The organism is Acidobacteriota bacterium (assembly GCA_028875725.1).
In the GTDB taxonomy this organism is placed as follows: domain Bacteria; phylum Acidobacteriota; class Thermoanaerobaculia; order Multivoradales; family Multivoraceae; genus Multivorans.
The window spans coordinates 100957-122898 of sequence record JAPPCR010000006.1 but is presented as its reverse complement, the minus strand read 5'-3'; the positions used below and the strand labels follow the sequence as shown (position 1 = coordinate 122898).

At 70.6% G+C, this 21942-nt stretch carries 20 protein-coding genes; 2 read left to right on the top strand and 18 right to left on the bottom strand.

The window, feature by feature from the left end; genetic code table 11:
• The first annotated feature begins 12 nt into the window (after nt 1-12).
• Both OXI49_02595 and OXI49_02590 read left to right on the top strand, forming a co-directional pair.
• Nucleotides 13-1767, top strand: coding sequence for a VWA domain-containing protein (locus OXI49_02595; GenBank protein MDE2689371.1), 1755 nt, complete (start codon nt 13-15; stop codon nt 1765-1767).
• Between the two features lie 24 nt (nt 1768-1791).
• Nucleotides 1792-3513, top strand: coding sequence for a VWA domain-containing protein (locus OXI49_02590; protein MDE2689370.1), 1722 nt, complete (start codon nt 1792-1794; stop codon nt 3511-3513).
• A 7-nt stretch (nt 3514-3520) separates the two neighbouring features.
• Here OXI49_02590 and OXI49_02585 read toward each other — a convergent pair whose 3' ends face one another.
• The 18 genes from OXI49_02585 to OXI49_02500 all read right to left on the bottom strand — a co-directional run bounded on the left by OXI49_02585 (nt 3521) and on the right by OXI49_02500 (nt 21636).
• Nucleotides 3521-5890, bottom strand: a complete 2370-nt coding sequence (locus OXI49_02585) for a hypothetical protein (GenBank protein ID MDE2689369.1) — start codon at nt 5888-5890, stop codon at nt 3521-3523.
• 23 nt (nt 5891-5913) lie between these two features.
• Nucleotides 5914-6744 (bottom strand): tryptophan synthase subunit alpha, encoded by an 831-nt coding sequence (gene trpA / locus OXI49_02580; protein ID MDE2689368.1) that lies wholly within the window; start codon nt 6742-6744, stop codon nt 5914-5916.
• Nucleotides 6741-7985: a tryptophan synthase subunit beta gene (trpB, locus tag OXI49_02575; GenBank protein ID MDE2689367.1), complete on the bottom strand. Its 1245-nt coding sequence runs from the start codon at nt 7983-7985 to the stop codon at nt 6741-6743. Before trpB ends, trpA begins: the two co-directional genes overlap by 4 nt.
• Nucleotides 7982-8629 (bottom strand): phosphoribosylanthranilate isomerase, encoded by a 648-nt coding sequence (locus OXI49_02570; GenBank protein MDE2689366.1) that lies wholly within the window; start codon nt 8627-8629, stop codon nt 7982-7984. Before OXI49_02570 ends, trpB begins: the two co-directional genes overlap by 4 nt.
• Nucleotides 8626-9474 (bottom strand): indole-3-glycerol-phosphate synthase, encoded by an 849-nt coding sequence (locus OXI49_02565; GenBank protein ID MDE2689365.1) that lies wholly within the window; start codon nt 9472-9474, stop codon nt 8626-8628. Before OXI49_02565 ends, OXI49_02570 begins: the two co-directional genes overlap by 4 nt.
• A complete protein-coding gene (gene trpD, locus OXI49_02560; GenBank protein ID MDE2689364.1) occupies nt 9467-10507 on the bottom strand; it encodes an anthranilate phosphoribosyltransferase in 1041 nt (346 codons plus the stop codon). The genes OXI49_02565 and trpD overlap by 8 nt, the downstream gene beginning before the upstream one ends.
• Nucleotides 10500-11078, bottom strand: a complete 579-nt coding sequence (locus tag OXI49_02555; protein MDE2689363.1) for an aminodeoxychorismate/anthranilate synthase component II — start codon at nt 11076-11078, stop codon at nt 10500-10502. The genes trpD and OXI49_02555 overlap by 8 nt, the downstream gene beginning before the upstream one ends.
• Nucleotides 11075-12568 (bottom strand): chorismate-binding protein, encoded by a 1494-nt coding sequence (locus OXI49_02550; GenBank protein ID MDE2689362.1) that lies wholly within the window; start codon nt 12566-12568, stop codon nt 11075-11077. Before OXI49_02550 ends, OXI49_02555 begins: the two co-directional genes overlap by 4 nt.
• Entirely contained in the window at nt 12565-13218 is a 654-nt protein-coding gene (gene hisIE, locus OXI49_02545; GenBank protein MDE2689361.1) for a bifunctional phosphoribosyl-AMP cyclohydrolase/phosphoribosyl-ATP diphosphatase HisIE, read from the bottom strand. Before hisIE ends, OXI49_02550 begins: the two co-directional genes overlap by 4 nt.
• A gap of 85 nt (nt 13219-13303) precedes the next feature.
• Nucleotides 13304-14098 (bottom strand): imidazole glycerol phosphate synthase subunit HisF, encoded by a 795-nt coding sequence (hisF, locus tag OXI49_02540; GenBank protein ID MDE2689360.1) that lies wholly within the window; start codon nt 14096-14098, stop codon nt 13304-13306.
• Complete coding sequence (locus OXI49_02535) at nt 14095-14847, bottom strand: 1-(5-phosphoribosyl)-5-[(5-phosphoribosylamino)methylideneamino] imidazole-4-carboxamide isomerase (GenBank protein MDE2689359.1); 753 nt, start codon at nt 14845-14847, stop codon at nt 14095-14097. The genes hisF and OXI49_02535 overlap by 4 nt, the downstream gene beginning before the upstream one ends.
• Entirely contained in the window at nt 14813-15499 is a 687-nt protein-coding gene (gene hisH / locus OXI49_02530; protein ID MDE2689358.1) for an imidazole glycerol phosphate synthase subunit HisH, read from the bottom strand. The genes OXI49_02535 and hisH overlap by 35 nt, the downstream gene beginning before the upstream one ends.
• Nucleotides 15496-16113 (bottom strand): imidazoleglycerol-phosphate dehydratase, encoded by a 618-nt coding sequence (locus OXI49_02525; protein MDE2689357.1) that lies wholly within the window; start codon nt 16111-16113, stop codon nt 15496-15498. Before OXI49_02525 ends, hisH begins: the two co-directional genes overlap by 4 nt.
• Nucleotides 16110-17204, bottom strand: a complete 1095-nt coding sequence (locus OXI49_02520) for a histidinol-phosphate transaminase (GenBank protein MDE2689356.1) — start codon at nt 17202-17204, stop codon at nt 16110-16112. Before OXI49_02520 ends, OXI49_02525 begins: the two co-directional genes overlap by 4 nt.
• Nucleotides 17201-18541, bottom strand: coding sequence for a histidinol dehydrogenase (hisD, locus tag OXI49_02515; GenBank protein ID MDE2689355.1), 1341 nt, complete (start codon nt 18539-18541; stop codon nt 17201-17203). Before hisD ends, OXI49_02520 begins: the two co-directional genes overlap by 4 nt.
• Nucleotides 18534-19172 (bottom strand): ATP phosphoribosyltransferase, encoded by a 639-nt coding sequence (gene hisG / locus OXI49_02510; protein MDE2689354.1) that lies wholly within the window; start codon nt 19170-19172, stop codon nt 18534-18536. Before hisG ends, hisD begins: the two co-directional genes overlap by 8 nt.
• Nucleotides 19169-20173 (bottom strand): ATP phosphoribosyltransferase regulatory subunit, encoded by a 1005-nt coding sequence (locus tag OXI49_02505; GenBank protein MDE2689353.1) that lies wholly within the window; start codon nt 20171-20173, stop codon nt 19169-19171. Before OXI49_02505 ends, hisG begins: the two co-directional genes overlap by 4 nt.
• Nucleotides 20170-21636, bottom strand: coding sequence for a type I 3-dehydroquinate dehydratase (locus OXI49_02500; protein ID MDE2689352.1), 1467 nt, complete (start codon nt 21634-21636; stop codon nt 20170-20172). The genes OXI49_02505 and OXI49_02500 overlap by 4 nt, the downstream gene beginning before the upstream one ends.
• Between the last annotated feature and the right edge of the window lie 306 nt (nt 21637-21942).

Below are 21942 nucleotides of genomic sequence, written 5' to 3'. Positions count from 1 at the left end.
GGAGGCATCATGGTGACGCGACCTGAACGCGGTCCGGGATCGGCGCCGGCCCTGGCGTCGGTGCTGTGCCTCGCCTTGGCAGCGGCACTGCAAGCTCAGCCCAACCAGCCCTTCGTCGACTCGGTCGACGTCCAGGTAGTCGAGGTCGACGTCGTCGTCACCGACAGGAAGGGTCGTCCGGTCCGCGGGTTGGCTCGCGAGGACTTCGAGCTCTACGTGGACGGACGGCCGGTGGAGATCGCGAACTTCTACGAGTCGGCGATCTACGTCGAGGAGCAGACCGGGCGCCGTAAGAAGGAACGCCCTGCCGTTCGCAACGAAGAGACATCGGGCGCCGCGGATGAAGGCCCGCTGACCGTCGTCTTCTACCTCGATGATCCCAACATCTTCCCGTCGCACCGCACCCGACTGCTGCGGCGCCTGGAGGCCGCGGTCGAACCGTGGCGGTCGATGGACGCGAGCTTCATGCTCGCGCGGTTCGTCAACCGGCTCGAGGTTCTGGTGCCGCCGACTCCCGACCTGGACGCGATTCTCGAAGGCGCCGCGACCGTGCCCAAGGGATCGCCACGCGCGATCCAGAACGGCGAAGGCGCCCGCCGCTTCGCGATCAGGAGCCTGATCGACAGCTACGAGTTCTGCCGGCAGGTACCGTACTGCCGTCCCTGCGAGGACAACTGGGGTGAACTCCTGTCGCTGGCACGCCAGTACGCGGACAACCAGGCGACGAACACGGCCATCGCGGCCGACGGCCTAGCGGATCTCGTCACGACGCTCGCCGGCGTACCCGGAAAGAAGACAGTCGTCTACATGACCGACGGCTTGCCGCAGCGTCCGGGTATCTCCATCCTCGAGTACCTCGGGAATGAACTCTGCAGAGACCTGCGCCCCAGCGCGCCCTCGGAGACGATGGCGGAGATGGTGCAGTACGACGAAAGCCGACGCTTCAACCGCATCTCGGCTCACGCCAACGCGAATCGCGTCACGTTCTATGGCCTGGATGCAGGCGGAGTGCGAAGCGCCAACACCGACATCTCGCTGGACAATCCCCGGCTGGCGCCGAGCTTCCACAACGTCAGCCTCATGGCAATGAACGCGCAGAGCGGATTGCACCTGCTGGCCCACGAGACCGGAGGCAAGGCCCTGATCAACGCGAATGATCTGCCGATCCTCCTCGACGACATGACCCGTCAGCTCGCGGCCTCCTACTCCCTGGGTTTCGTCCCCGAGCAACACAAACCGGGCCAAGTGCGGCAGATCTCCGTACAACTCGCTCCCGGCGCCGACAAGGGACGCAGAATCGCGTACCGCCGCAGTTACCGAGACAAGTCACTGGACGAGCGGCTCGCCGAGCGGCTTCTTTCGGTCGCCTACCTCGGCAACCCCGAGAATCCGCTCGAAGCGGTCGTCGACTTCGGCGACACAAGGCTGCTGGAGAAAGAGGTCCACGAACTGACGGTCGGCGTCTCCGTACCCGTGGAGTCGGTCCTGAGCCTGCCCAGCAGTGACGGCGCGTCCCCAAACCCGAGCGCCCAGCTCCGTCTCTGGCTGGTCGCCGTCGAGGACGAGAAGGGCGTCCGGACTACCGTCCGGCAGAAGGCGATCGACGTCGGCGGCGCGGCAGGCGTCGCGGCCGAGGGCGGCAACTACCGCGTCGAAGTGGCGATGAACCTGCCCGAAGGGGACTACCAGGTCGCGGTGGGAATCCGGGACGAGAGAACGGGGTTGACTTCCCTGATTCGCGTACCAGTATCCGTGCCGTCGGGGTAGGCGGCCGCCGAGGGAGGCCAGACGTTGCAGCAGAACGCACTCGCGCGCATGAACAACCACTTTCCCTTCACCACGACGGCGGTGCTGCTCGTCCTCGCCGGCACCGCCGCGGTTCAGGCGCAGCCCGACCAGACCTACATCGACACCCTCGACGTGCAGGTCGTCGAAGTCGACGTCGTGGTCACGGAGCGCAACGGCCGCCCGGTCAGGGGCTTGACCCGCGACGACTTCGAGCTCTACGTGGATGGCGAACCGGTCGAGATCACGAACTTCTTCGAGTCGGAGATACTGGGGCAACCGGCCGAGCCAGCGGACCGGACTGCCGCGCCGGCCGCCGATGCCGAGCCGTCCGATGCCGAGGTCGCGGCCGATCCCGCCTCACTCACCGTCGTCCTCTACATGGACGACGCGAACCTCTTCCCGCCCAACCGCTCGCGGCTGCTCCGGCGTCTGGAGAAGGCGGTCGAGTCGTGGCGGTCCCTGAACGCGCGCTTCATGTACGCGCGTTTCGTCAACCGGCTGGAAGTCGTCGTGCCGCCGACCCGGGACCTCGACGCGATCCTCAAGGCCGCGTCCAAACGCCCCAAGGGGCTGGCCCGCGCCGTCCGGAACCAGCGGTCCCGGCAGTTCACTCTGGAGGAGATCAACGTGAACAGCCGGGGCTGCCAGAACACCGGCCAACTCATGGCGCTGGCCGACACGTACGCGGTCGAGCAGGCGAATCGCGCCGCGATCGCCGCCGACGGGCTCGCCGACCTGACCAGCACCCTCGCCGGAATCCCCGGGCGGAAGGCGATCGTGTACATGAGTGACGGACTGCCCCAGCAGCCCGGGCTCTCGGCCTTCGACTACATCGCCCAGGACCTCTGCCCGAACGACCCGCGCATCGTCCCCGAGACGAACGCCGCGGCCCAGCGGCACGACGAAACCCGCCGTTTCCAGCAGCTCACGGCGCACGCCAACGCGAACCGGGTCACTCTCTTCACGCTGGATGCCGGCGGCATCCGCACCGGGCTCAGCCAGTCGATGTCGTTCGATGGCGCCGCGCCGTCGTACCAGAACGACCGGCTGCACTGGACGAACATCCAGGGCGGCCTGCAGCAGCTCGCGTCCGAAACCGGCGGCAAGGCTCTTCTCAACTCGAACGACCTGGCCGACCTGCTTGACGACGTGACGGAGCAGCTTGCCTCCACCTACTCGCTGGGCTTCTCCCCGGATGAGCGGAGGTCGGGCGAAGTACGCCGCCTGAAGGTCGAACTCGCACCCCACGCCGCCCAGGGCCGCAGCGTGGAGTACCGCCGGTCCTACCGCGACAAGACCCAGGATGAGCAACTCGCGGAACGACTGATCTCCGCGGCCTACCTCGGCAGCACGCCGAATCCGCTCGACATCGCGGTCGACCTGGGCGCTACGACCCCGAGGGAGAAGAAGGTGCACCGGCAACCGGTCAGCATCGTCGTGCCCGAAGATGCCGTCCTGCTGGTGCCCGGCGCCGGTGGACCAGGCGGCCGGCTCCGGCTTCTCCTGCTCGCGGTCGACGAGGAGAAACGCGGCCGAACGTCCGTACGCCAGATGACGGTGCCGGTTGGACCCGCCGGCGACGTCCAGGCCACCGATGGCGCCTTCCGCTTCGAGGTGTCGGTCAGCCTGGCCGAAGGCGACTACCAGGTCGTCGTCGGCGTCCGGGACGAGACGACGGGCGAGATGTCACTGGTCCGCGACGGGGCAAGGGTGCCGTCGCGGTAGCGAGCGGCTAGTCGCGGATTCGGCTCTCGCCCCACGGGACGACCTCGACGCTGGTGCAGGCGCTGTCGGGCAAGCAGTACGAATAGGTCCCCGGGGCCAGATCCCTGACGACGGACTCGTCTCCATCGGACCGAATCTGGCCTCGATTGTCTATCGCCCGGAGCGTGTGAAACACCCTGATCGACGCTCCACCCGGTGTGACGATCCAGGCATCCGCCAGTTGGGCGCCGTTACGAGGATCCGACTCGGGCGCAGGCACGCGGAGCGCGCCGCGTACTGGCGACATCTCGACCTGGAGTGGCGCGCCATCCCGGACATCGAAGCGCCAGCCGATCATCCCGAAGCCTTCCAGCCGCGCGACGACATCTACCGCCTCCGCCTCCAACGGCAGGTGGTGCGAGGCGACGCCTGAGGCGTCGGTGTAGCTGTTCGAGTCGACCCGTCGCGAACCGGCCGGATAGAGCACGAACGTCTGCGCGCCGGACACGGGAACGCCTCCGGAGCGGATCGCGATCGCCACCGGCCGCAGGTCATCCAATCGAAGTTCGAGATCCTCGATCCGGTCGTCATCCGCGACCCGAATCTGCAGCTCTTCCGACCGGACCTCCGGCCCGTCCATCCAGCTTTCTGCGTAGAGGGTGTACTCCCAGTCCGGCAGGCCGGTGACCTGGAACGCCCCGGAGGCATCGGTCTTTCTGCGCCAACGGCTCGGCAGGGCGTGGTCGAGGCGCTCACCTGCCACTTCGTCAAGCGCATTGACCCAGACATACGCGCCTCCCACCGGTACGGAAGCCCCCGTCCCGGCGTTCCTCCTCACGACCCGACCGCTGACCACGCTGGCCGGCAACTCGATGCTGACGCGCGCCACGCCATCGGCATCCGCCTCGACCTCGAAGATGCCGGCGTCGTTGACCTCCCGGTCGTCGAAACCGTCCCAGCCATCCGACCTCCAATCGCCTTCGCAGGGATCGCAGCCGGGGGCGGGGGTCACCTCCACCGGCCAGAAGCCCTCCCTCGGCAGCAGGCCGCTAAAGCGGCCCTCCTCGCGGCTCCGGAAGGAGATTCGTTCGAAGCCCCACATTCCGCCGAACCAGACCATCGCGTCTTCGAGCGGCTCTCCGCCGCGCTCGATCCGGCCGACCAGCGGCACCGCGTCCAGTTCGACGTAGTGGTGGTCCTGGCCGAAGAACTGGAGCACCTCGTGGCCCCAACGGTTGCCGCGATCGTCCTCGATGTTGACTTCGTAGTCGCCCGGCGAGAGGCCCCGCCACAGAAAGGAGCCTTCGCTTCCACGATCATCGAACTCGAACAAGCCCTCCCGGTCTTCCACCTCGCCATCAGGCCCCAGCGTCACTGACCACACTGTCGGTTTCAGATCGATCTCCAGGACGCTCGGCGTCAGGAAAAAAACGGTCAGCAGGTTCCCGGCGGACGAGACGAGCTGGCCCAGGTCGATCTGGTCGGACAGCGACTCGATGCGCACCGGCCAACTGTCGCCGTCGGAACCTGTGAGGTGGAGCTCGTAGGCCGCCGGCGAAAGGCCTTCGAACGTCAAGGCGCCTCCGGAGTCCGTCCAGGCAACCCAGCCGAGAGCCATGAAGCCATCCCGCTGCCGCAAGCGAAACTGGTGACTGGAACCGTCCGGCGAGGCCAGGCTGGCGGTCACGCGCGCGCCCCTGACGGGCTCGACCAATCCCAGATCCGTGTCTTCCTCGACCGTCACTTCGGACCGCAGCAGGGGCAGGAACGGACCCAGCCGTACCCGCAGTTCCACCTCCTCATCCCTGGCAAACGGGCAGGCGATCAGCACCTCGCGGCGGTCCGGTTCCCGGTCCACCTCGCAGGGACCGCCGTAGAGGCCGCGGTCGAGGCGGGAGCGACGCCTGTAGACCCGCCCGTCGATCCAGACCTTGCCCGTCTCCAGGAAGTCCACGGCGGTATCCGTGCCGTCGACGGCAAACCGCACCATGCCTTCCGGCACAAGGGTCAGCGAGCCCTCCCGCTCATCCCACGAGATGAACGCGGCAGGACTCCACCAGCCCTCCGACCGAGCCCAGAGAAGCCAGCCGGACCGCGACTCGAGCGCCGGCACGGTGACCTGGACGATGGGCTCCGGCGGTGCGGCCTGGACAACGTAGGAACTCACCGGCTCGCGGGTGGCCGCGTCGACGAAGTGGATCGTTACGTCGCCGGCGGGGGCCTCGTCGGGCGTGGCGACCGCGGACAGACGGACGGTGAGTTCGATGTCGGCGGCGGGCTGGGCCCCGGCGGCCGGGCTGGCCAGCGCGGCGATGGCCGCGATCAGGACCGGCAGCACTACTTGCAGAAGGCGCGGACGCAATCGACTGGATCGTGTCTTCTTCGTCCGCAGTTCCATCCCGAAGAGTCTATGACTCGGGACTACCGGCGCAGCGGCGCGGTCAGCTCGGTGACGCGGTGCTCCAGGCGCGCGGCCAGGTCCGCTTCGGCTGCATTCTCCTCGACCAGGCGCACCAGGGAGCTGCCGACGACGACGCCGTGGGCGACCTGGGCCACTTCCTCGACCTGCTCGGGAGTCGAGATGCCGAAACCGACGGCTACCGGCAGGCGCACACGACGGCGCACGCGCTTCACCTCGCGGGCCAGCGTGGGGATCAGGTCCTCCCGCTCGCCGGTGACGTCAGAGCGGGCGGTGTAGTAGACGAAGCCGTTCGACGCCGCGGCGGCGCGGTCGATCCGCTCGCGGGTGCTGGTGGCGGCGATCAGGTAGATCGAATCGACCCCCCGCTCCTCGAGTGCTGGCTGCAGCTCGCGCAGGCCCTCGTCCGGCGGCAGGTCGACGCAGAGGACGCCGTCGACACCGCTGCCGGCGGCCTGGGCGGCGAAGGCCTCGACGCCGCGGGCGTGGACCGGGTTGTAGTAGGTGAAGAGGACGATCGGAACGCCGAGTTCCTCCCGGTGGCGCTCGACGATGCCGAGCACCGCGCTGAGCGAGGAGCCGGCGGCGAGCGCCCGATGCGAACCGCGCTGGATCGTCGGGCCGTCGGCGATCGGGTCGCTGAAGGCGACGCCGAGTTCGATCACGTCGGCGCCGCCGGCGACCAGGGCGCGCAGCAGGTCGGGCGTGGCCTCGAGGGATGGGTCGCCGGCGACGAGAAAGGGGATGAAGGCGGAGCGCCGCTGCTTCCGGCAGGCGGCGAAGGAAGCGGCGATGGCGCCTTTCCGTGTGGGGCGCTTGCGTCGGGGGCTCATTCGACGCCCCTGCCTGGCGCCGCGGAAGCGGCGTCGTACTCGAGTACGGACTCGACGTCCTTGTCGCCGCGGCCCGACAGGTTGACGAGAATGACCTGATCGCCGTCCATCCCCGGCGCACGGCGCGTCACCTCGGCGATCGCGTGCGCGGACTCGAGCGCCGGCAGGATGCCCTCCGTCGCCGACAGGAGATGGAACCCCTCGATCGCCTCCTGGTCGGTCGCCGAGGTGAACTCGATCTGCCCCTGATCGTGCAGGAAGACATGCTCGGGGCCGACCGCCGGGTAGTCGAGCCCGGCCGACACGGAGTGGGTACCGACGACCTGGCCCTCCTCGTCCTGGAGCACCAGCGTCCGGGCGCCGTGGAGCACGCCGAGCGTCCCCCCCGAGAACCGGGCCGCGTGATCGCCCAGCTCGGGTCCCCGGCCGCCGGCTTCGACGCCGACAAGCAGCACGTCCGGCTGGCCGAGGAAGGCGGAGAACAGGCCCATCGCGTTGCTGCCGCCGCCGACACAGGCAACCGCCACGTCGGGATCCGGCGTGCCGGCCAGGCGCCGCAACTGCCGCCGGGCCTCCGACCCGATCACGCTGTGGAACTGGCGGACCATCCGCGGATACGGCTCCGGCCCGGTCACCGTGCCGAGCACGTAGTGGGTGTCGGCGAAGCTCGCCACCCAGTCGCGGAACGCCTCGTTGATCGCGTCCTTGAGGGTCTGGCTGCCGGCGTCGACCGCCTCCACTTCGGCGCCGAGAAGCTGCATGCGGTAGACGTTCAGGCGCTGGCGCCGCATGTCTTCCTCGCCCATGTAGACAACGCAGTCGAGACCGAGGAGTGCGGCCGCCGTCGCGGTGGCAACGCCGTGCTGGCCGGCGCCGGTCTCGGCGATGATCCGCGTCTTGCCCATCTCCTTCGCCAGCAGGACCTGGCCCAGGGCGTTGTTGATCTTGTGCGCGCCGGTGTGAAGCAGATCCTCGCGCTTCAAGTAGATGCGGGCGCCGCCGAGATGCTCGGTGAGCCGCTCCGCGAAGTAGAGCGGCGTCGGGCGGCCGACGTAGTGCTCCAGCAGGTGGTTGAGGCGGCGCTGGAAGGTTCGCTTCCGGCGCAGCTTGTCGTAGGCGCGGCTCAGCTCCTCGAGCGGCGCCATCAGCGTCTCCGGGGCGTAGCGCCCGCCATAGACGCCGTAGCGCCCGCCTTCGTCCGGCTTCAACGCCGCGACGGAGAGGGGGGTCCTTACCTTCATCGTGCTGCTCCCGCTCTGAGGTTGGCGAACAGTCGCTCCAGCTTGCCGCGGTCCTTCCGGCCGGGAGCGGACTCGACGCCCGAACAGGTGTCGACGGCGTAGGCGCCCGGCACGGCCGCCGCCACTTCGGCGACGTTGCCGGGGCGCACGCCGCCGGCGATGAACAGGCGGCGCGGCTCGCCGGCGCCGGCCGGCGTCCGGACGAGATCCGCCGCGGCGGCGTAGTCCCAGCTCTCGCCGGAGCCGCCGTAGAGGCGATCGTGGGCGCGGTCGATCAGGACCGCCCAGCAATCCTCCTCGGCGACCGCGACCGCGGCCGGTGCCGCGGCGCCGCCGATACGGCGGACGCGGATGGCGCGGTCGCTGTACCCGGCGACGAGTTCCGGGCTCTCGTCGCCGCTGAACTGGATGTAGTCGAGGCCGACCTTGCGGTCGATCGTCTCGAGTTCTTCGCGCGTAGGGTCGACGAAGATGCCAACGGTCTGAGCCCGGTTCCCGATGCGGCGACGGATGTGGGCCGCCTCGTCGACATCGATCCACCGCGGGCTCGGACGGCAAAAGTTGAGGCCGATGAAGTCGGCGCCCAAGTCGACGGCGAGACGGGCGTCGGCGGGTGTGGTGACGCCGCAGATCTTGACCTTCACGAGGCCACCTCCTGCGCCGCCGGTCGGCCCAGTAGTTCGACCAGGGTGGCGGCCGGGTCGCCGGAAAGCACGAGCCGTTCGCCGATCAGGAAGGCGTCGAAGCCGGCCCGCCGCAGTTTCGCCAGGTCGGCGGCGCTGTGGATGCCCGACTCGGCGACCTTGAGGGCCGACGACGGCAGGCAGCCGACGCGGTCGGCGCTGCGTTCGAGGTCGACGGCGAAGGTGCGCAGGTCGCGGTTGTTGATGCCGACCAGTTCCCAGTTGGAGCTCCGCTCCGGCCCATCGTCGTGAGCCATCGGACGGAGCTTCTCGAAATCCGCGTCGTCGTGGGTCTCGATCAGCGGCACCAGCCCGAGGCCGCGGGCAAGCCCGGCCAGACGGCGCAGTTCCGCTGCATCGTAGAGGGCCGCGATCAACAGCACGGCACAGGCGCCAGCCTCCCGCGCCCATTCAAGCTGCACGTCGGAGACGACGAAGTCCTTCGCCACGGCCGGCAGCCCGGACGCGGCCGCGCACTCGGCCAGCAGTTCGTAGCTTCCGTGGAAGTGGTCCGGCTCGACCACGACGGACAGGCAGGCCGCCCCGGCATCGGCGTAGGCCGCGGCCCGCGCGACCGGATCGAAACGGTCGCGCAGGTCGCCGAGCTTGGGAGAACCCATCTTGATCTCGGCGATCACAGCCCGGCCGCGGCGAGCGGAGATCGCGTCGAGGAAGCGGCGGCCGGGGGCGTCGGACACGCAAGCGGATCCAGACTGGACGCCCGCGTTGCCAGCGGCCACGCGCCGGCGCCGCTGCTCGCAGATGCGGCGCAGGATGTCGGGTACTTCGGGCACGGGTTCAGTCACCGCCGCCTTCCTCGTCCCAACCGGTCCAGCCAACGAGTTCCGCGAGCTTCGCGGCAGCCGCGCCGGAACCCTGGACCTCGGACGCCGCGGCGACGCCAGCCGCGAGACTGTCGGCCCTGCCCGCCACGTAGAGCGCCGCCCCGGCGTTCAGGCAGGTGATGTCGGCCAGCGCCCCCTTCCCGCCGTCGAGCACGCCGCGCATCAGTTCGACGTTCCGCTCCGGGTCGCCGCCGAGCAGGTCCTCAGGCGACGCCGCGGCGACACCGAAGTCGCCCGGCCGGACCTCATACGTACTGACCTCGCCGTCCCGGACCTCGGCGACCGCGGTCGGCCCCGTGGTCGTCATCTCGTCGAGGCCGTCGCCGTGCACGACCAGAGCGTGCTCGCTGCCGAGTTCGAGCAGGACCCGCGCGATCGGTTCGACGAGGTCGGGCGAAAAGACACCGATCAACTGCCGTTTCGCGCCTGCGGGGTTGGTCAGGGGCCCCAGCACGTTGAAGAGGGTGCGCACGCCGAGTTCCTGCCGCACGGGCATGACCTGGGCCATCGCCGGGTGCAGCATCGGCGCGAAGAGGAACACGATGCCGACCTCGTCCAGACAACGTCCGAGCGCCTCCGTGTAGCCGGAGAGCCTCACGCCCAGCGCGGCCAGCACGTCGGCCGAGCCGGACCGGCTCGACACAGCGCGGTTGCCGTGCTTGGCGACGCGGGCGCCGCCCGCCGCCGCGACCAGCGCGGCCGCGGTCGAGATGTTGAACGTGCCCCTGCCGTCGCCGCCGGTGCCGCAGGTGTCGATCACGCCGGAACTCCCGTGCTCGACGCGCGCCGCGCGCGCGCGCATCGCCCGGGCGGCGCCGGCGATCTCGCCGACCGACTCTCCCTTCGCCGCCAGCGCGACAAGGAACGCGCTCTTCCAGACCTCCGAGAGTTCGCCGTCCATCAGGCGACCGAACAGCTCCTCCACCGTCGCCGCCGGAAGATCCTCGCCGGCGATCGTCGTTCTCAGCAGGGCGGAAAGGTCGAGATCACTCATGCGCTGCCTCGCAGTAGTCGAGAAAGTTCTGGAGTAGCTGCGGGCCCGTATCGGTAAGCACCGACTCGGGGTGGAACTGAACCCCCCAATAGGGCAACTCCCGGTGGCGCATCGCCATCAGGGTCGCGTCCCCGGTCCAGGCCAGGGGTTCGAGCGAGGGCGGCAGGCTACCCTCCTCCACGGCGAGAGAGTGATAGCGGGTCGCCACGAAAGGCGACGGCAAGCCGTCCAGGAGGCCCACTCCCCGGTGCTCGACCTCGGATGTCTTGCCGTGCATCAGCGTCTTCGCCCGGCTGACCGTGGCGCCGAACGCCGAACCGAGCGCCTGGTGGCCGAGACAGACGCCCAGCAGGGGCGTCTTAGGCCGGGCCCGCAGCAACTCGATGCAGACGCCCGCGTCCTCGGGCCGGCCGGGCCCCGGCGACAGGACGATTCCGTCGGCGTCGCGCGCCAGCAGGTCCGCCACGCTCTCGACGTCGTTGCGCACCACCTCGAGTTCGGCGCCGAGACCGCCCAGCATCTGGACCAGGTTGTAGGTGAACGAGTCGTAGTTGTCGACGACGAGGATCATGCCCGGTCCTCCAGCTCGCGCGCCAGGGCCACGGCCCGCAGCAGCGCCGCCGCCTTGTCGCGGGTCTCCTGCGCCTCGCGCACCGGATCCGAGTCGGCGACGATGCCGCCCCCGGCGGTGATCGAGGCCTCCCCGTTGACGAGCGCCAGGGTGCGGATCGTGATGCAGGTGTCCATATCGCCGCCGAACGAGAAGTAGCCCACCGAGCCGCCGTACATGCCGCGTGCCTCCGGCTCGAGCTCGTCGATGATCTCCACCGCCCGGATCTTCGGCGCCCCGGAGAGCGTGCCGGCCGGGAGGCATGCGAGGAGAGCGTCGAGGGCCGATCCGGCGCCGTTGCCGCCGCCCGCCGCCTGCTCCGCCTCGACCGAGCTGACGATGTGCATCACATCGCTGTAGTGCTCGATCACCATGAATTCCTCGACCGAGACGGCGCCGGGAGACGCCACCCGCCCCAGATCGTTGCGGCCGAGATCGACCAGCATCACGTGCTCGGCGCGCTCCTTCGGATCGGCCATCAGTTCCTCGGCCAGGGCCCGGTCCTCAACGGGGTTCCCGCCGCGCGGCCGGGTGCCGGCGATCGGCCGCATCTCCAGCCGCCGACCCGTCCGGCGCACCAGCATCTCGGGCGATGCGCCGATCAGCGACACCTCCGGCGCCTCGAACAGCACCATGTAGGGCGACGGGTTGACCAGGCGCAAGGCCCGGTAGACCGTCGTCAGCGGCACGTCGAGGTCGAGCGCCCAGCGGCGGGCGAGCACGACCTGGAAGATGTCGCCGGCGGCGATGTACTCCTTGGCCTTGTTGACGACGCCGAAGTACTCCTCGTCGCTCAGAGTGGGGTCGGCCGTTTCCGCCTTGAGTCCCCGGTCCTCGACCCGCGCCGCCATCGCCTCACCCCGGGTCTCGAGTACGGACTGCAGCTCCTCGAGACGGGTCTCCGCGTCGGCGGCCGTGCTCTCACCCTCGATCTCATTCGCCACCGCGAGGATCCGCTGGTGGGCATGATCGAAGACCAGCACTTCGTCGTAGCGCGCGAGAATCGCTACCGGCAGACCGAACGGGTCCGGCGGCCGGCCGGCCACATGGTCGACCAGGCACGGCTCGGCGAGCCGGATCGCGTCGAACCCGAAGGCGCCGATCCAGCCGCCGGCAAACGGCAGCGGTGGCGCGGGATCGCCGGCCACGCCGTCGAGCAGGCGCCGAAGCCTGACCAGGGGGTCGCCCGTCTGCACCTGCACGCCGCGGCCGTTCCGGCAGTCCTCGATCTCGAGCCGGTCGAGGTAGACCCGGCAGACCTGGGACGGACCGGCGCTGAGGAAGCTGTAGCGCGAAACGTGCTCGCCGCCGGTGACGCTCTCGAGGAGAAAGCGCCGGCCAGCAGCATCGCCGTCCGCGCGGGCCGCCAGCTTTCGGTAGACGCCGAGCGGCGTTGACGTGTCGGCCAGGAACTCGCGCGTGTGGGCGATGGCGGCGGCGGGCCGGCTCATGACGGCGACTTCCCGAGATCCTGGTGGCGGCGGCCCAGTTCAGCGGCCACGTCGGCTAGTTCGACGCCGGTTGCCTGCAGCAGGACGAGCAGGTGGTAGACCAGGTCGGCGGCTTCGGCCGCGAGGTCGCCACGACGCTCGGCGGACTTCGGTTCCGCGTCCGCGCGGACGCCGGCGATCACCGTCTCCCCCGCTTCCTCCGCGACCTTGCGGGCGATGCGGTCCACGCCCTGTTCGAGCAGGCGGGCGGTGTAGCTCTCCTCCGGCTGTGCTTCCGCCCGCTCGGCGAGCACGCGGCGCAGCCAGCCGAGCTCGAACTCGGCGGCGTTCGGCTCGAAGCAGCTCCGCGTGTAGAGATGGCAGGCCGGCCCGGCCGGCAGCGCCCGCACCAGCAGGGCGTCACGGTCGCAGTCCTGGAGCACCTCGACCACCGCCTGCGTGTTGCCGGAGGTCGCGCCCTTGCGCCAAAGCTCCTGGCGGGAACGGCTGAAGAAGTGGGCCTGACCGGTCGAGAGGGTCAGCTCCACCGCCTCGCGGTTGGCGTAGGCGAGCATCAGCACAGCGCCGGAGAGCACGTCCTGGACGACGACGGGCAGCAAGCCCCGGTCGTCGTAGGTGAGCGCGGCCGGGTCGATCGTCGGGAATGTCATCTGTTCGTCTCTCGTGATGGTCTGTCGGCTGGTCGGTGTGTCGTCTCGGCCCGGATGCCGGCGTGGACGCCGGCGCACCCGGTTGCTAGGGAATACGCATCGGGTAGCGGCGGTCGAGGTACTCCTTGACCGCGCCCACCGAGTAGGTCTCCTGGTGGAAGATCGAGGCGGCGAGAACTGCCGCTGCGCCTGTTTCAAGCGCGTCGGCGAGGTGCCCGAGGGTGCCGGCGCCGCCGGAGGCGATCACCGGTACCGGCGACAGGGCGGAGGCCCGCCGCAGGAGTTCCAGGTCGTATCCCTCCTTCGTACCGTCGCTGTCGATGCTGGTGAGCAGGATCTCGCCGGCGCCGCGCTCGATCCCCTGTTCGATCCACTCCAGCGCATCGAGTCCCGTCGGCGTGCGGCCACCGTGAGTGACGACCTCCCAACTCTGGTCGCCGGCGCCGGCCGGCTCCCGGCGCTTCGCGTCGACGGAGAGCACGACGCACTGGCTTCCGAAGCGCTCGGCGAGCCGAGTGAGCAGCTCCGGCTCGGCGACCGCGGCCGTGTTGATCCCCAGCTTGTCCGCGCCGGCGAGAAGCAGCTTGCGGCCGTCGTCCACGCTGCGTACGCCGCCGCCGACGCTGAGGGGAATGAACACCTGCTCGGCGGTCCGCCGCACCCAGTCGAGGTCCGTATCGCGGCGTTCGGGCGCGGCCGTGATGTCGAGGAAGACGATCTCGTCGGCGCCCTCCGCAGCGTAGCGGGCCGCCGCTTCGGTCGGATCGCCATGGTCGGTGAGGTTCTTGAACTGGACGCCCTTGACCACGCGTCCGGCTGCCACGTCCAGGCAGGGGATGATCCGGCGAGTCAGGCCGGTCGGCTCGATGGTGGCTCTCATGAAGCGCTCCCGCAGGCGGCGATCGCCTCGTCCAGGCCGAGCGAACCGTCGTAGAGGGCGCGGCCGACGATGGCGGCTTCGATCTGGGGCCGCCGCGCCGCGGCCTCCAGATCCGCCGCCGAGCGCACGCCGCCAGAGAGGATCGCCGGCGCGCCGGCCAGGTCGCCGATCCGGCAGGCGAGGTCGATGTTCGGGCCCTGCATCATCCCGTCGCGGGAGATGTCGGTCACCAGGACCGCGGCCACGGGCAGATCCGCGAGTTCGGCGCAGAGGGCGGCCGGTGAGCGGTCGGCCGACTCGGTCCAGCCCGCGAGCCGGACCTCGCCGCCGTCGATGTCGAGCGCCGCCACCATGCGTCCCGGGTACCGGCGGCAGAGGTCGGTGAACACGTCGAAGCCGCGGACGATGAGCGAGGTCACGACGGCCCGCTCGCAGCCGGCCGCGAAGGCCCACTCGACCGCCTCGCGGTCGCGCAGGCCGCCGCCGAGCTGGATGCCGCCGCGGCCCTTCGGCAAGTCCCGTGCCTGCCGCGCCAGCGCCTGGACGACGCCGCGCTGCGGCGCGCCGCCGAACGCCGCGTCCAGGTCGACGACGTGGATGCGGCCGACTCCGGCCTCCTGGTAGCGGCGGAGCGCGTTGCCCGGACTAGCATCGTAGACGGTGCGCCGCCGGTCGTCGCCGCGCATAAGACGCACGACCTGACCGCCTCGCAGGTCAATGGCCGGCAGCAGTTGCATGTGTTCCTCCATGGCCCTCCGGGGCTCCTCCATCGGCCGCGGCGGCCAGGTCGCCCGCCCAGGCCAGGTAGTTGCGCAGCAGCCGCAGGCCCGCGGCGCCGCTCTTCTCGGGATGGAACTGGGTGCCGGCGATGCGACCCCGGCCCGTGATCGCCGGGAAACTGCGGCCGTGCCGACAGCGCCCGAGCACCCACTCCTCCGGCACGTCCTGGGGAGCGAAGGAGTGGACGAAGTAGTAGTGGTCGTCGTTCGTCGCGCCTGTCATCAGCGGGTGGTCCCTGACCGCGAAGACGCGGTTCCAGCCGATGTGCGGCAGGGGCACGCCGCCCGGCAGCTCGGTGACCCGCCCGCCGAGCAGGCCGAGGCCGTCCGTCGTCCCGAACTCCTCGCTGCTGTCGAACAGGAGCTGGTAGCCGATGCAGATGCCGAGCAGCGTCGCGCCGGCGTCGACAGCGGAGCGAATGGCCTCCTCGGGCGCACCACGCAGGATCTCCCGAGGCGGCCGGAAGGCGCCGACCCCCGGCAGCACCAGGCAGCGGGAGGCGCGAATCGTCGCCGGGTCGCAGGTGATCTCGACCTCGGCGCCCAGATGCCGGAGAGCCCGCACCAGGTTGCCGATGTTGCCGACACCGGCGTCGATCACCGTCGCTTGCGTGCCGGTCATGCGGTAAGACTTCCCTTCGTGCTCGGCACCTCGGCGCCCCCTTCCGCCCCAGGAGACACGGCCGGCCCGAGCGACACCGCGTCACGCAGCGCGAGAGCCACCGCCTTGAAAGCGGCCTCGGCCACGTGGTGCGGGTTGCGGCCGCAGAGCACGTCCAGGTGCAGGGTCAGCCGGCCGCGATCGGCCAGGGAACCGAAGAAGTCGCCGACCAGGGTGAGCGGGAACTCGGTCGTGACCCAGGCCTGCTCGAGTTCCGGCGGCAGCCGGAAGTGAAAGGAGCCACGGCCCGAGAGGTCGACCACGGCGCGGGCCAGAGCCTCGTCGAGCGGCGCGAAGGCGTGTGCGAAGCGGCGCACGCCGGCACGATCCCCGAGCGCTTCACGGAGAGCGTCGCCGAGCACGATCCCGGTGTCCTCCACCGTGTGGTGGAGGTCGATCTCGACATCGCCGCGAGCCACGAGGTCGAGTCCCAGGCCGCCGTGGCGGGTCAGCGCGTCCAGCATGTGGTTGAAGAAGCCGTTCGGCGTGTCCATCCGGCGGTCGCCTCCGTCAAGCGACAGGTCGGCCCGGATCCGGGTTTCGGATGTCTTCCGTTCGATTGACGCTGTTCTCATGACTTGCCTCCCGAGGTTGAAGACAACATTCCGCCCAAGGCGTGCATGGTCGCGCGCAGGGCCCGCCCGGAGCCGATCCCGATCCGCATGCAGTTCCTGAGGCCCGGGTAGCGGCTCACGTCCCGGACCAGCACGCCGGCTGCGGCCAGACCGTCGCGGATCTCGCTGCAGCGGGGGTGGCGAGCGAGCAGGAAGTTCGCTTCCGAGTCGAAGACCTCGAAACCGAACTCCCGGAGCATGGATGCCCACTGCTCCCGCCGCCCCCTGACAACCGCGACGCGACGCGGGAAACGGTCGGCATGTTCCAGCGCGACCTCGCCAATGGTGGCCGCGGCGTGACCGACGTTGTAGGCAAGCTTGACCTTGATCAACTGAGCGACGAGTTCGGGCGCGGCCAGCAGGTAGCCAAGACGGATGCCGCCCAGGGACCAGGCCTTGGACAGGGTCCGGAACAGGATGACGTTCGCGTTCGTCCGCGCCAGCGGCCGGTAGTCGTGGCGGCAGAACTCCCCATAGGCGTTGTCAAGCAGAAGGGCCGCGTCGAGCGAGCGCGCCAGACGCTCCACGGTCGCGGGATCCGCCGCCGCGCCGGTCGGGTTGTTCGGCGTGCACAGGAGCGCGGGCCGCCGCGGGTCGCGCTCGACCTCGGCCTGGAGTTCGTCCATCTGCAGACCCAGATCGGGAGCCGGCGGCAAGTGCCGTGGCACGCCGGAGGCGCGGCCGACGAACGTCCTGTAGGGGCTGAAGCTCGGGTCGCAGATCAGCACCTCCTGGCCGGGACGGACGACCCCTTCGAGCACCGTCGTGATCAGTTCGCCGGAGCCGTTGCCGACCAGGACGCCCTCCATGGGCCAGCCGTGCAGGTCGCCGATCAGCCGGCGTAGCCGGTCGGCGTGAAAGTCCGGGTACTCGGACCACGGCCGGTCGGCCAGCCGGGCCAGGGCTTCCCGCTTGAGCGACCGGGGCAGGTCCCAGGGCGCCTCGTTCTGGTCGAGCTTGTAGCGGGCCTCGACCTGGTGCAGCGAATAGAGGGACAGGTCGCGCACCTCCGGCCGCACGAGAGCCGCCACCCGCTCGACGGGGCCGGTCACGGCCTGGTCTCCCGGTCTTCGGACCCGCGGCGCAGCCTGGCCGCCGCCGCGTGGGCCGCCAAGCCCTCCGTGCTCGCCAGGGTCTCGGCGGCGCCGGCCCAGGTCGCGGCGGCCTCGGCAGAGAAGCGGACGGTGTGGCTGCGCCGCAGGAAGTCGTCCGTGCCGAGGCCGGAGGCAAAGCGCGCGCTGCCGCCCGTGGGCAAAACATGGCTGGGACCGGCGACGTAGTCGCCGAACACGACCGGCGACGACGCGCCGACGAACACCGCGCCGGCGTTGCGGAACTCACCGGCCCGTCTCTCGGCCGCCTCGCCCATCAACTGCAAGTGCTCCGGGGCGATGCGCTCTGCGAGCGCGATCGCCTCGTCCAGGTCGGCGGCGACGAAGGCCGCGCCGTGCTGCTCGATGGCCGCCGCGGCCGTCTCGGCGGTCGGCAGGCCCGTAAGTCGCGAGTCGATCTCACCGCGGACGCTCTCCGCGAGTTCGGCGGAGTCGGTGACCAGAACCGCGACCGCCAGCGGATCGTGCTCCGCCTGCGCCAGCAGGTCGGCGGCGACGCACTGGTCCGGAGCGCCGGCGGTGGCGACGACGACGACCTCGGACGGCCCGGCATCCCGGTCGACGCCGACATCCCGCGCGACGTGCTGCTTGGCCGCCGCCACCCAGGCGTTGCCCGGCCCCGCGATCAGGTCGACGGGCCGGATCGACTCCGTGCCGTAAGCGAGCGCCGCGACCGCGTGGGCCCCGCCCATGCCCCACACTTCGTCCACGCCAACCAGCTCCAGAACGTGCCGCAGCACCGGGCTGTCCCGGTACGCCTGGGGCGGCGTGGCGACGACGATCTCCTCCACGCCGGCGAGCCGGGCCGGCACCGCGGTCATCAGGACGGTCGACGGATAGGGGAAGCGGCCGCCCGGCACGTAGAGGCCGACCCGGCGAACGGCGATGCGACGCTCCTCGATCCGGACGCCGTCCCGGTCGACCCGCTCGACTCCGGGCCCGCGCAGCAAGGCTCGGTGATACGCATCGATCGCGTCCCGGGCGCGTTCGATCGCCTCGGCCACGTGGGGGTCGACGGCGGGCGAGTCCGGCTGCGGGCCGGGAGCCAGTCGCAGCGCATCGGCCGAGGGCGCCTCGAAGCGGTCGAAGCGGCGCACCGCCTCCAGCAGGGCCGCGTCGCCGCCGGCCCGCACGCGATCCACGATCCCGGCCGCCGCCCGGCGGATCTCCGCGGCGACACCGCTACGGCCCCGCCGGTCGAGGAGTTCCAGACGTTCCCGCCCGGCGGAACTCCCGGCCGCGAGCACTCGAAGCGCACTGCCGCCCGCCTCAGTCACCGCCGGTCTCCGTCTCTTCGAGTGTGCCGAGCAACCCGCTCAGCCGGCGCCGGTGGGCGTGAAACGACGCCCGGTTGACGACGAAGGTCGGCGCGACCCGCGCCAGGACCTCCACCTCGTGCAGGTCGTGCGTGCGGAGCGTCGTGCCGGTCTGCACGATGTCCACCGCAACATCGGTCAGGTCGAGCAGCGGTCCAAGCTCGATCGAGCTGGTCAGGTGGATCACCTCGACGTGGAGGTTCCGGGCGGCCAGCAGCCGCGCTGCCCAGGCCGGGTAGCGGGTCGCCGCCCGGAGCTGGCCGCTACGCTTCGGCAGCTCCGGCGCTTCGGCGATCAGGGACAGGCGGCTTCGGCCGTCTTTCAGTTGTAGCGGCCGGAAGACATCGGGTTGCGTTTCCTCGAGAACGTCCGAGCCGACGATCGCGCAGTCGACGATCCCGTGCTCGACGTAGAGCGGCAGGTCCCAGTCCTTGAGCAACAGCACTTCGACCGGAGTTCCCAGCAGGTTCTGGTCCGGGAACCGCTGGCGCAAGCGCGAGGAGTCAAGGCCGTCGAGGTTCAGTCCCGCAGCCGCGAGGGAAGCGCGGGCAGGGCCCAGGTTCCGCCCCTTGGGCAGGCCAATCGTGATCATGTCCACGTCTCCGCGGCACCGAGTTCCAGCAGCAGGTCGAGACCGAGCGAGAAGCCGACCGCCGAGCAGTCGCCGCTGAGCGACCGGAACACCTTGTCGTAGCGACCGCCGACGCCGAGGGCAAGGGCGGTCCCCGGCGCGTAGGCGGCGAACATCAGGCCGTCGTAGTAGCCGCGCGGGCCATCGCCGACACCGATGCGCGAGTCGAGAGCGGCGGCAGCGAACTCGGCGAGGTCGACCTCGACCTCGATGCCCCGGCCCCGGTACGCCGCGGCCAGGCGGTCGCGAAGCCCCAGGAGATCGGACACTGCCTCGGCGGAGCCGGCCAGTACCGAAAGCTCCGTCGGGTAGCCGCGCTCGACGACCTCGGCCAGGCCGGCCCGGCGCGCCGCGGTCCGGTCGCGGCTGGCGATGCGCAGCGCGAGGTCGGAGGCTTCGCGATCGCCGGCAGCGGCCAGCAGGACCTCGTCAAGCGCTCCGGCAACGCCGAGCACGACGCGCAGGGCGTGCTCCTCGCCGTCGCCGGCTACGGGAGCCTCGCCGCGCGCCTCGAGCAGCAGGTCGAAGAACAGGGTCAACATCCGCTCGTCCGCTTCGGCCTCGTCGCCGCCGAGAAGCTCCGCGCCCAACTGGGAGTACTCGCGCATCCGGCCGGGACGCAGGGGCTGGTGACGCACGACGTCGCCACGGTAGTAGAGGCGCAGCGGCAACTCCAGTTCGTCGAGGTGAGGCGCGAGCAACCGCGCCAGCATCGGCGTGAAGTCGCCCCGGAGAACGAGCAGTTGACCGTCCCGGTCGACGAAGCGGTAGAGCTGCTCCAGCCGCCGACCGGTCAGCAACGGCCGGTAGGGCTCGAAGTAGTCGAGGATGGGCAGCAGGACTTCTGCGAAACCCCGCTCCTCCAGCAGCGCGGAAAGGCGCGCCTCCAGCCGGCGGCGCCGCTTCGCGCTGTCGAACAGGGCGGCGGACACCCCCGTCGGCAGGCCGGCGGAGATCTTCATGGCTGCGCCTCCAGACCCAGGGCCGCGGCGCCGACCTCGAAAGGCAGGGCTCTTCCGGTCATCGCCTCGAACTGCGAGAGCCCCTGGTGCAGGAGCACCTCCCGGCCGCCGATGACCACGAGGCCCCTCGCCGCGAGCGCCCGGCTCCATGGCGTTGGACCGCCGCCGTAGACCAGCTCGACCGCGGCAGCCGAGGCCCGAAGCGCCGCCGGGTCGCAGGGCGGCGGATCGTCATTCCTTTGACCGAGAGACGTCGCGTTGACCACGACATCGAACTCGCCGGGTTCCAGCTCTTCGAGCGGCACGAAGACGACGCCGAGCGACTCGGCGGCCGCCCGTCCGGTCGACTCCGTGCGGTTGGCGAGTACGACCCGGGCGCCGGCCGCGGCCAGACCGAGAGCGGCGGCACGACCGGCACCGCCGGCGCCGATGACCACCGCATCGCGGCCCCGCGGGTCGATGCCGCCCCGCCGGAGCGGGCCCACAACCCCCTCCGGATCCGTGCTCTCGGCCCTCCACTGCCCGGCCGCGGCGCCGTTCCGGCCCGGCAACAGGGTGTTTGCGCCCTGAGTCCCGCGCGCCAGCTCCCCCGCCTCGGAGGCCGCCGCGAGCGCCGCCGCCTTGTGCGGCGCGGTCACGCTCAGGCCGGAGAGCGGCAGGCCCGCCCGATCGAAGAAGTCGGAGAGCGCGACCTCGCGCCAGAAGCTCTCGAAGTCCGGCGCGTCGAAGGCGACGTAGAGGGCCTCCTCGCCGCGGTCGCGGTAGCCGGCGTTGTGGAGCCTGGGCGACAGGCTGTGCGCCGCCGGATGGCCGACGACGCCGAACAGCCGCGATGCCCGGTGGAGGTTCGGTAAACCGTAGTCTGCCCGCAACCGTTCAATGGACGGCTGGCCGGGCGCCGCCGCCAGCGGCCCCGCGGCGCCGTAGATCCACGGCGCGCCGAGACGCGGCGCCACCAACCGGGTCCAGGCACCGACAGCGCCCATGGAGAAGGCGGCGATGTCGTTCCGGCGCGCGCCGAGCAGCAGTTCGAGGGGCAAGAGCTCGTCCCCGGAGTCCCGTGCTTCCGTGACGAGCTTGTAGAGCCGCGCCTCGACTCCGGAGACCTGTCTCAAGCGGCCCCGCAGGACCTTCACGTTCCGCGCCCGGCCGTGCCACGACACCAGACGACGCCGGGGTTCGACAGCTTCCAGGATGGTTGTGCCGAGATCGCGGTCCGCCTCGATGTCAACGAGGTCGTATCCCTGCGCCGCGGAGAGCACCGCCGCCCGCCGTTCCGGCTCGACCGTTCCGCGGCCGCCTTCCGCTTCGCTCCGCAGCGTGTAGAGGAGCTCCCCCGCGAAGCGTTCCCGGAGCCACTCGACGCCGACATCACCGACCAGATCCGCGCGCACCTCCAGACAATCTGCCTGCTCCGAGAGCACGCGCACCTCGTCGCCGGACGCGCTGGGCGCCTCCGTCAACGACGCTACCAACGTCGCACTCGCTGCGACCTCCGTAGAAGTCGCACTCGCTGCGACCTCCGTAGAAGTCGCGCTCCGTGCGACCTCCGTAGGGGTGGCGGTTCGGGGTTCGTCGGTTGTCGGGTTCAAACGGGAAGACCTCCTTCGATCCGAAAGGAGGCCTTCTTGAGTACCCTCGTCCCGGACCGTGCGTACCGGGACCTGGCCCGGGTTCAGCCCTTGCCGTGACCGTGAGCCCACCAGGAAGTCGCCACGACTCCGGTCGCGGGAGCGACGGAGGCAGCGACGAAGGCGAAAGTGCTGGCC

Bases quoted from the DNA above. Each gene is read 5' to 3' on its own strand.
- hisF (MDE2689360.1), bottom strand. From the start codon at position 14,098: ATGAGAGCCACCATCGAGCCGACCGGCCTGACTCGCCGGATCATCCCC.
- OXI49_02525 (MDE2689357.1), bottom strand. From the start codon at position 16,113: ATGAGAACAGCGTCAATCGAACGGAAGACATCCGAAACCCGGATCCGG.
- trpB (MDE2689367.1), bottom strand. From the start codon at position 7,985: ATGAAGGTAAGGACCCCCCTCTCCGTCGCGGCGTTGAAGCCGGACGAA.
- trpD (MDE2689364.1), bottom strand. From the start codon at position 10,507: ATGAGTGATCTCGACCTTTCCGCCCTGCTGAGAACGACGATCGCCGGC.
- OXI49_02555 (MDE2689363.1), bottom strand. From the start codon at position 11,078: ATGATCCTCGTCGTCGACAACTACGACTCGTTCACCTACAACCTGGTC.
- hisIE (MDE2689361.1), bottom strand. From the start codon at position 13,218: ATGACATTCCCGACGATCGACCCGGCCGCGCTCACCTACGACGACCGG.
- OXI49_02550 (MDE2689362.1), bottom strand. From the start codon at position 12,568: ATGAGCCGGCCCGCCGCCGCCATCGCCCACACGCGCGAGTTCCTGGCC.
- trpA (MDE2689368.1), bottom strand. From the start codon at position 6,744: ATGAGCCCCCGACGCAAGCGCCCCACACGGAAAGGCGCCATCGCCGCT.
- OXI49_02535 (MDE2689359.1), bottom strand. From the start codon at position 14,847: ATGGAGGAACACATGCAACTGCTGCCGGCCATTGACCTGCGAGGCGGT.
- OXI49_02585 (MDE2689369.1), bottom strand. From the start codon at position 5,890: ATGGAACTGCGGACGAAGAAGACACGATCCAGTCGATTGCGTCCGCGC.
- hisH (MDE2689358.1), bottom strand. From the start codon at position 15,499: ATGACCGGCACGCAAGCGACGGTGATCGACGCCGGTGTCGGCAACATC.
- OXI49_02505 (MDE2689353.1), bottom strand. From the start codon at position 20,173: ATGAAGATCTCCGCCGGCCTGCCGACGGGGGTGTCCGCCGCCCTGTTC.
- hisG (MDE2689354.1), bottom strand. From the start codon at position 19,172: ATGATCACGATTGGCCTGCCCAAGGGGCGGAACCTGGGCCCTGCCCGC.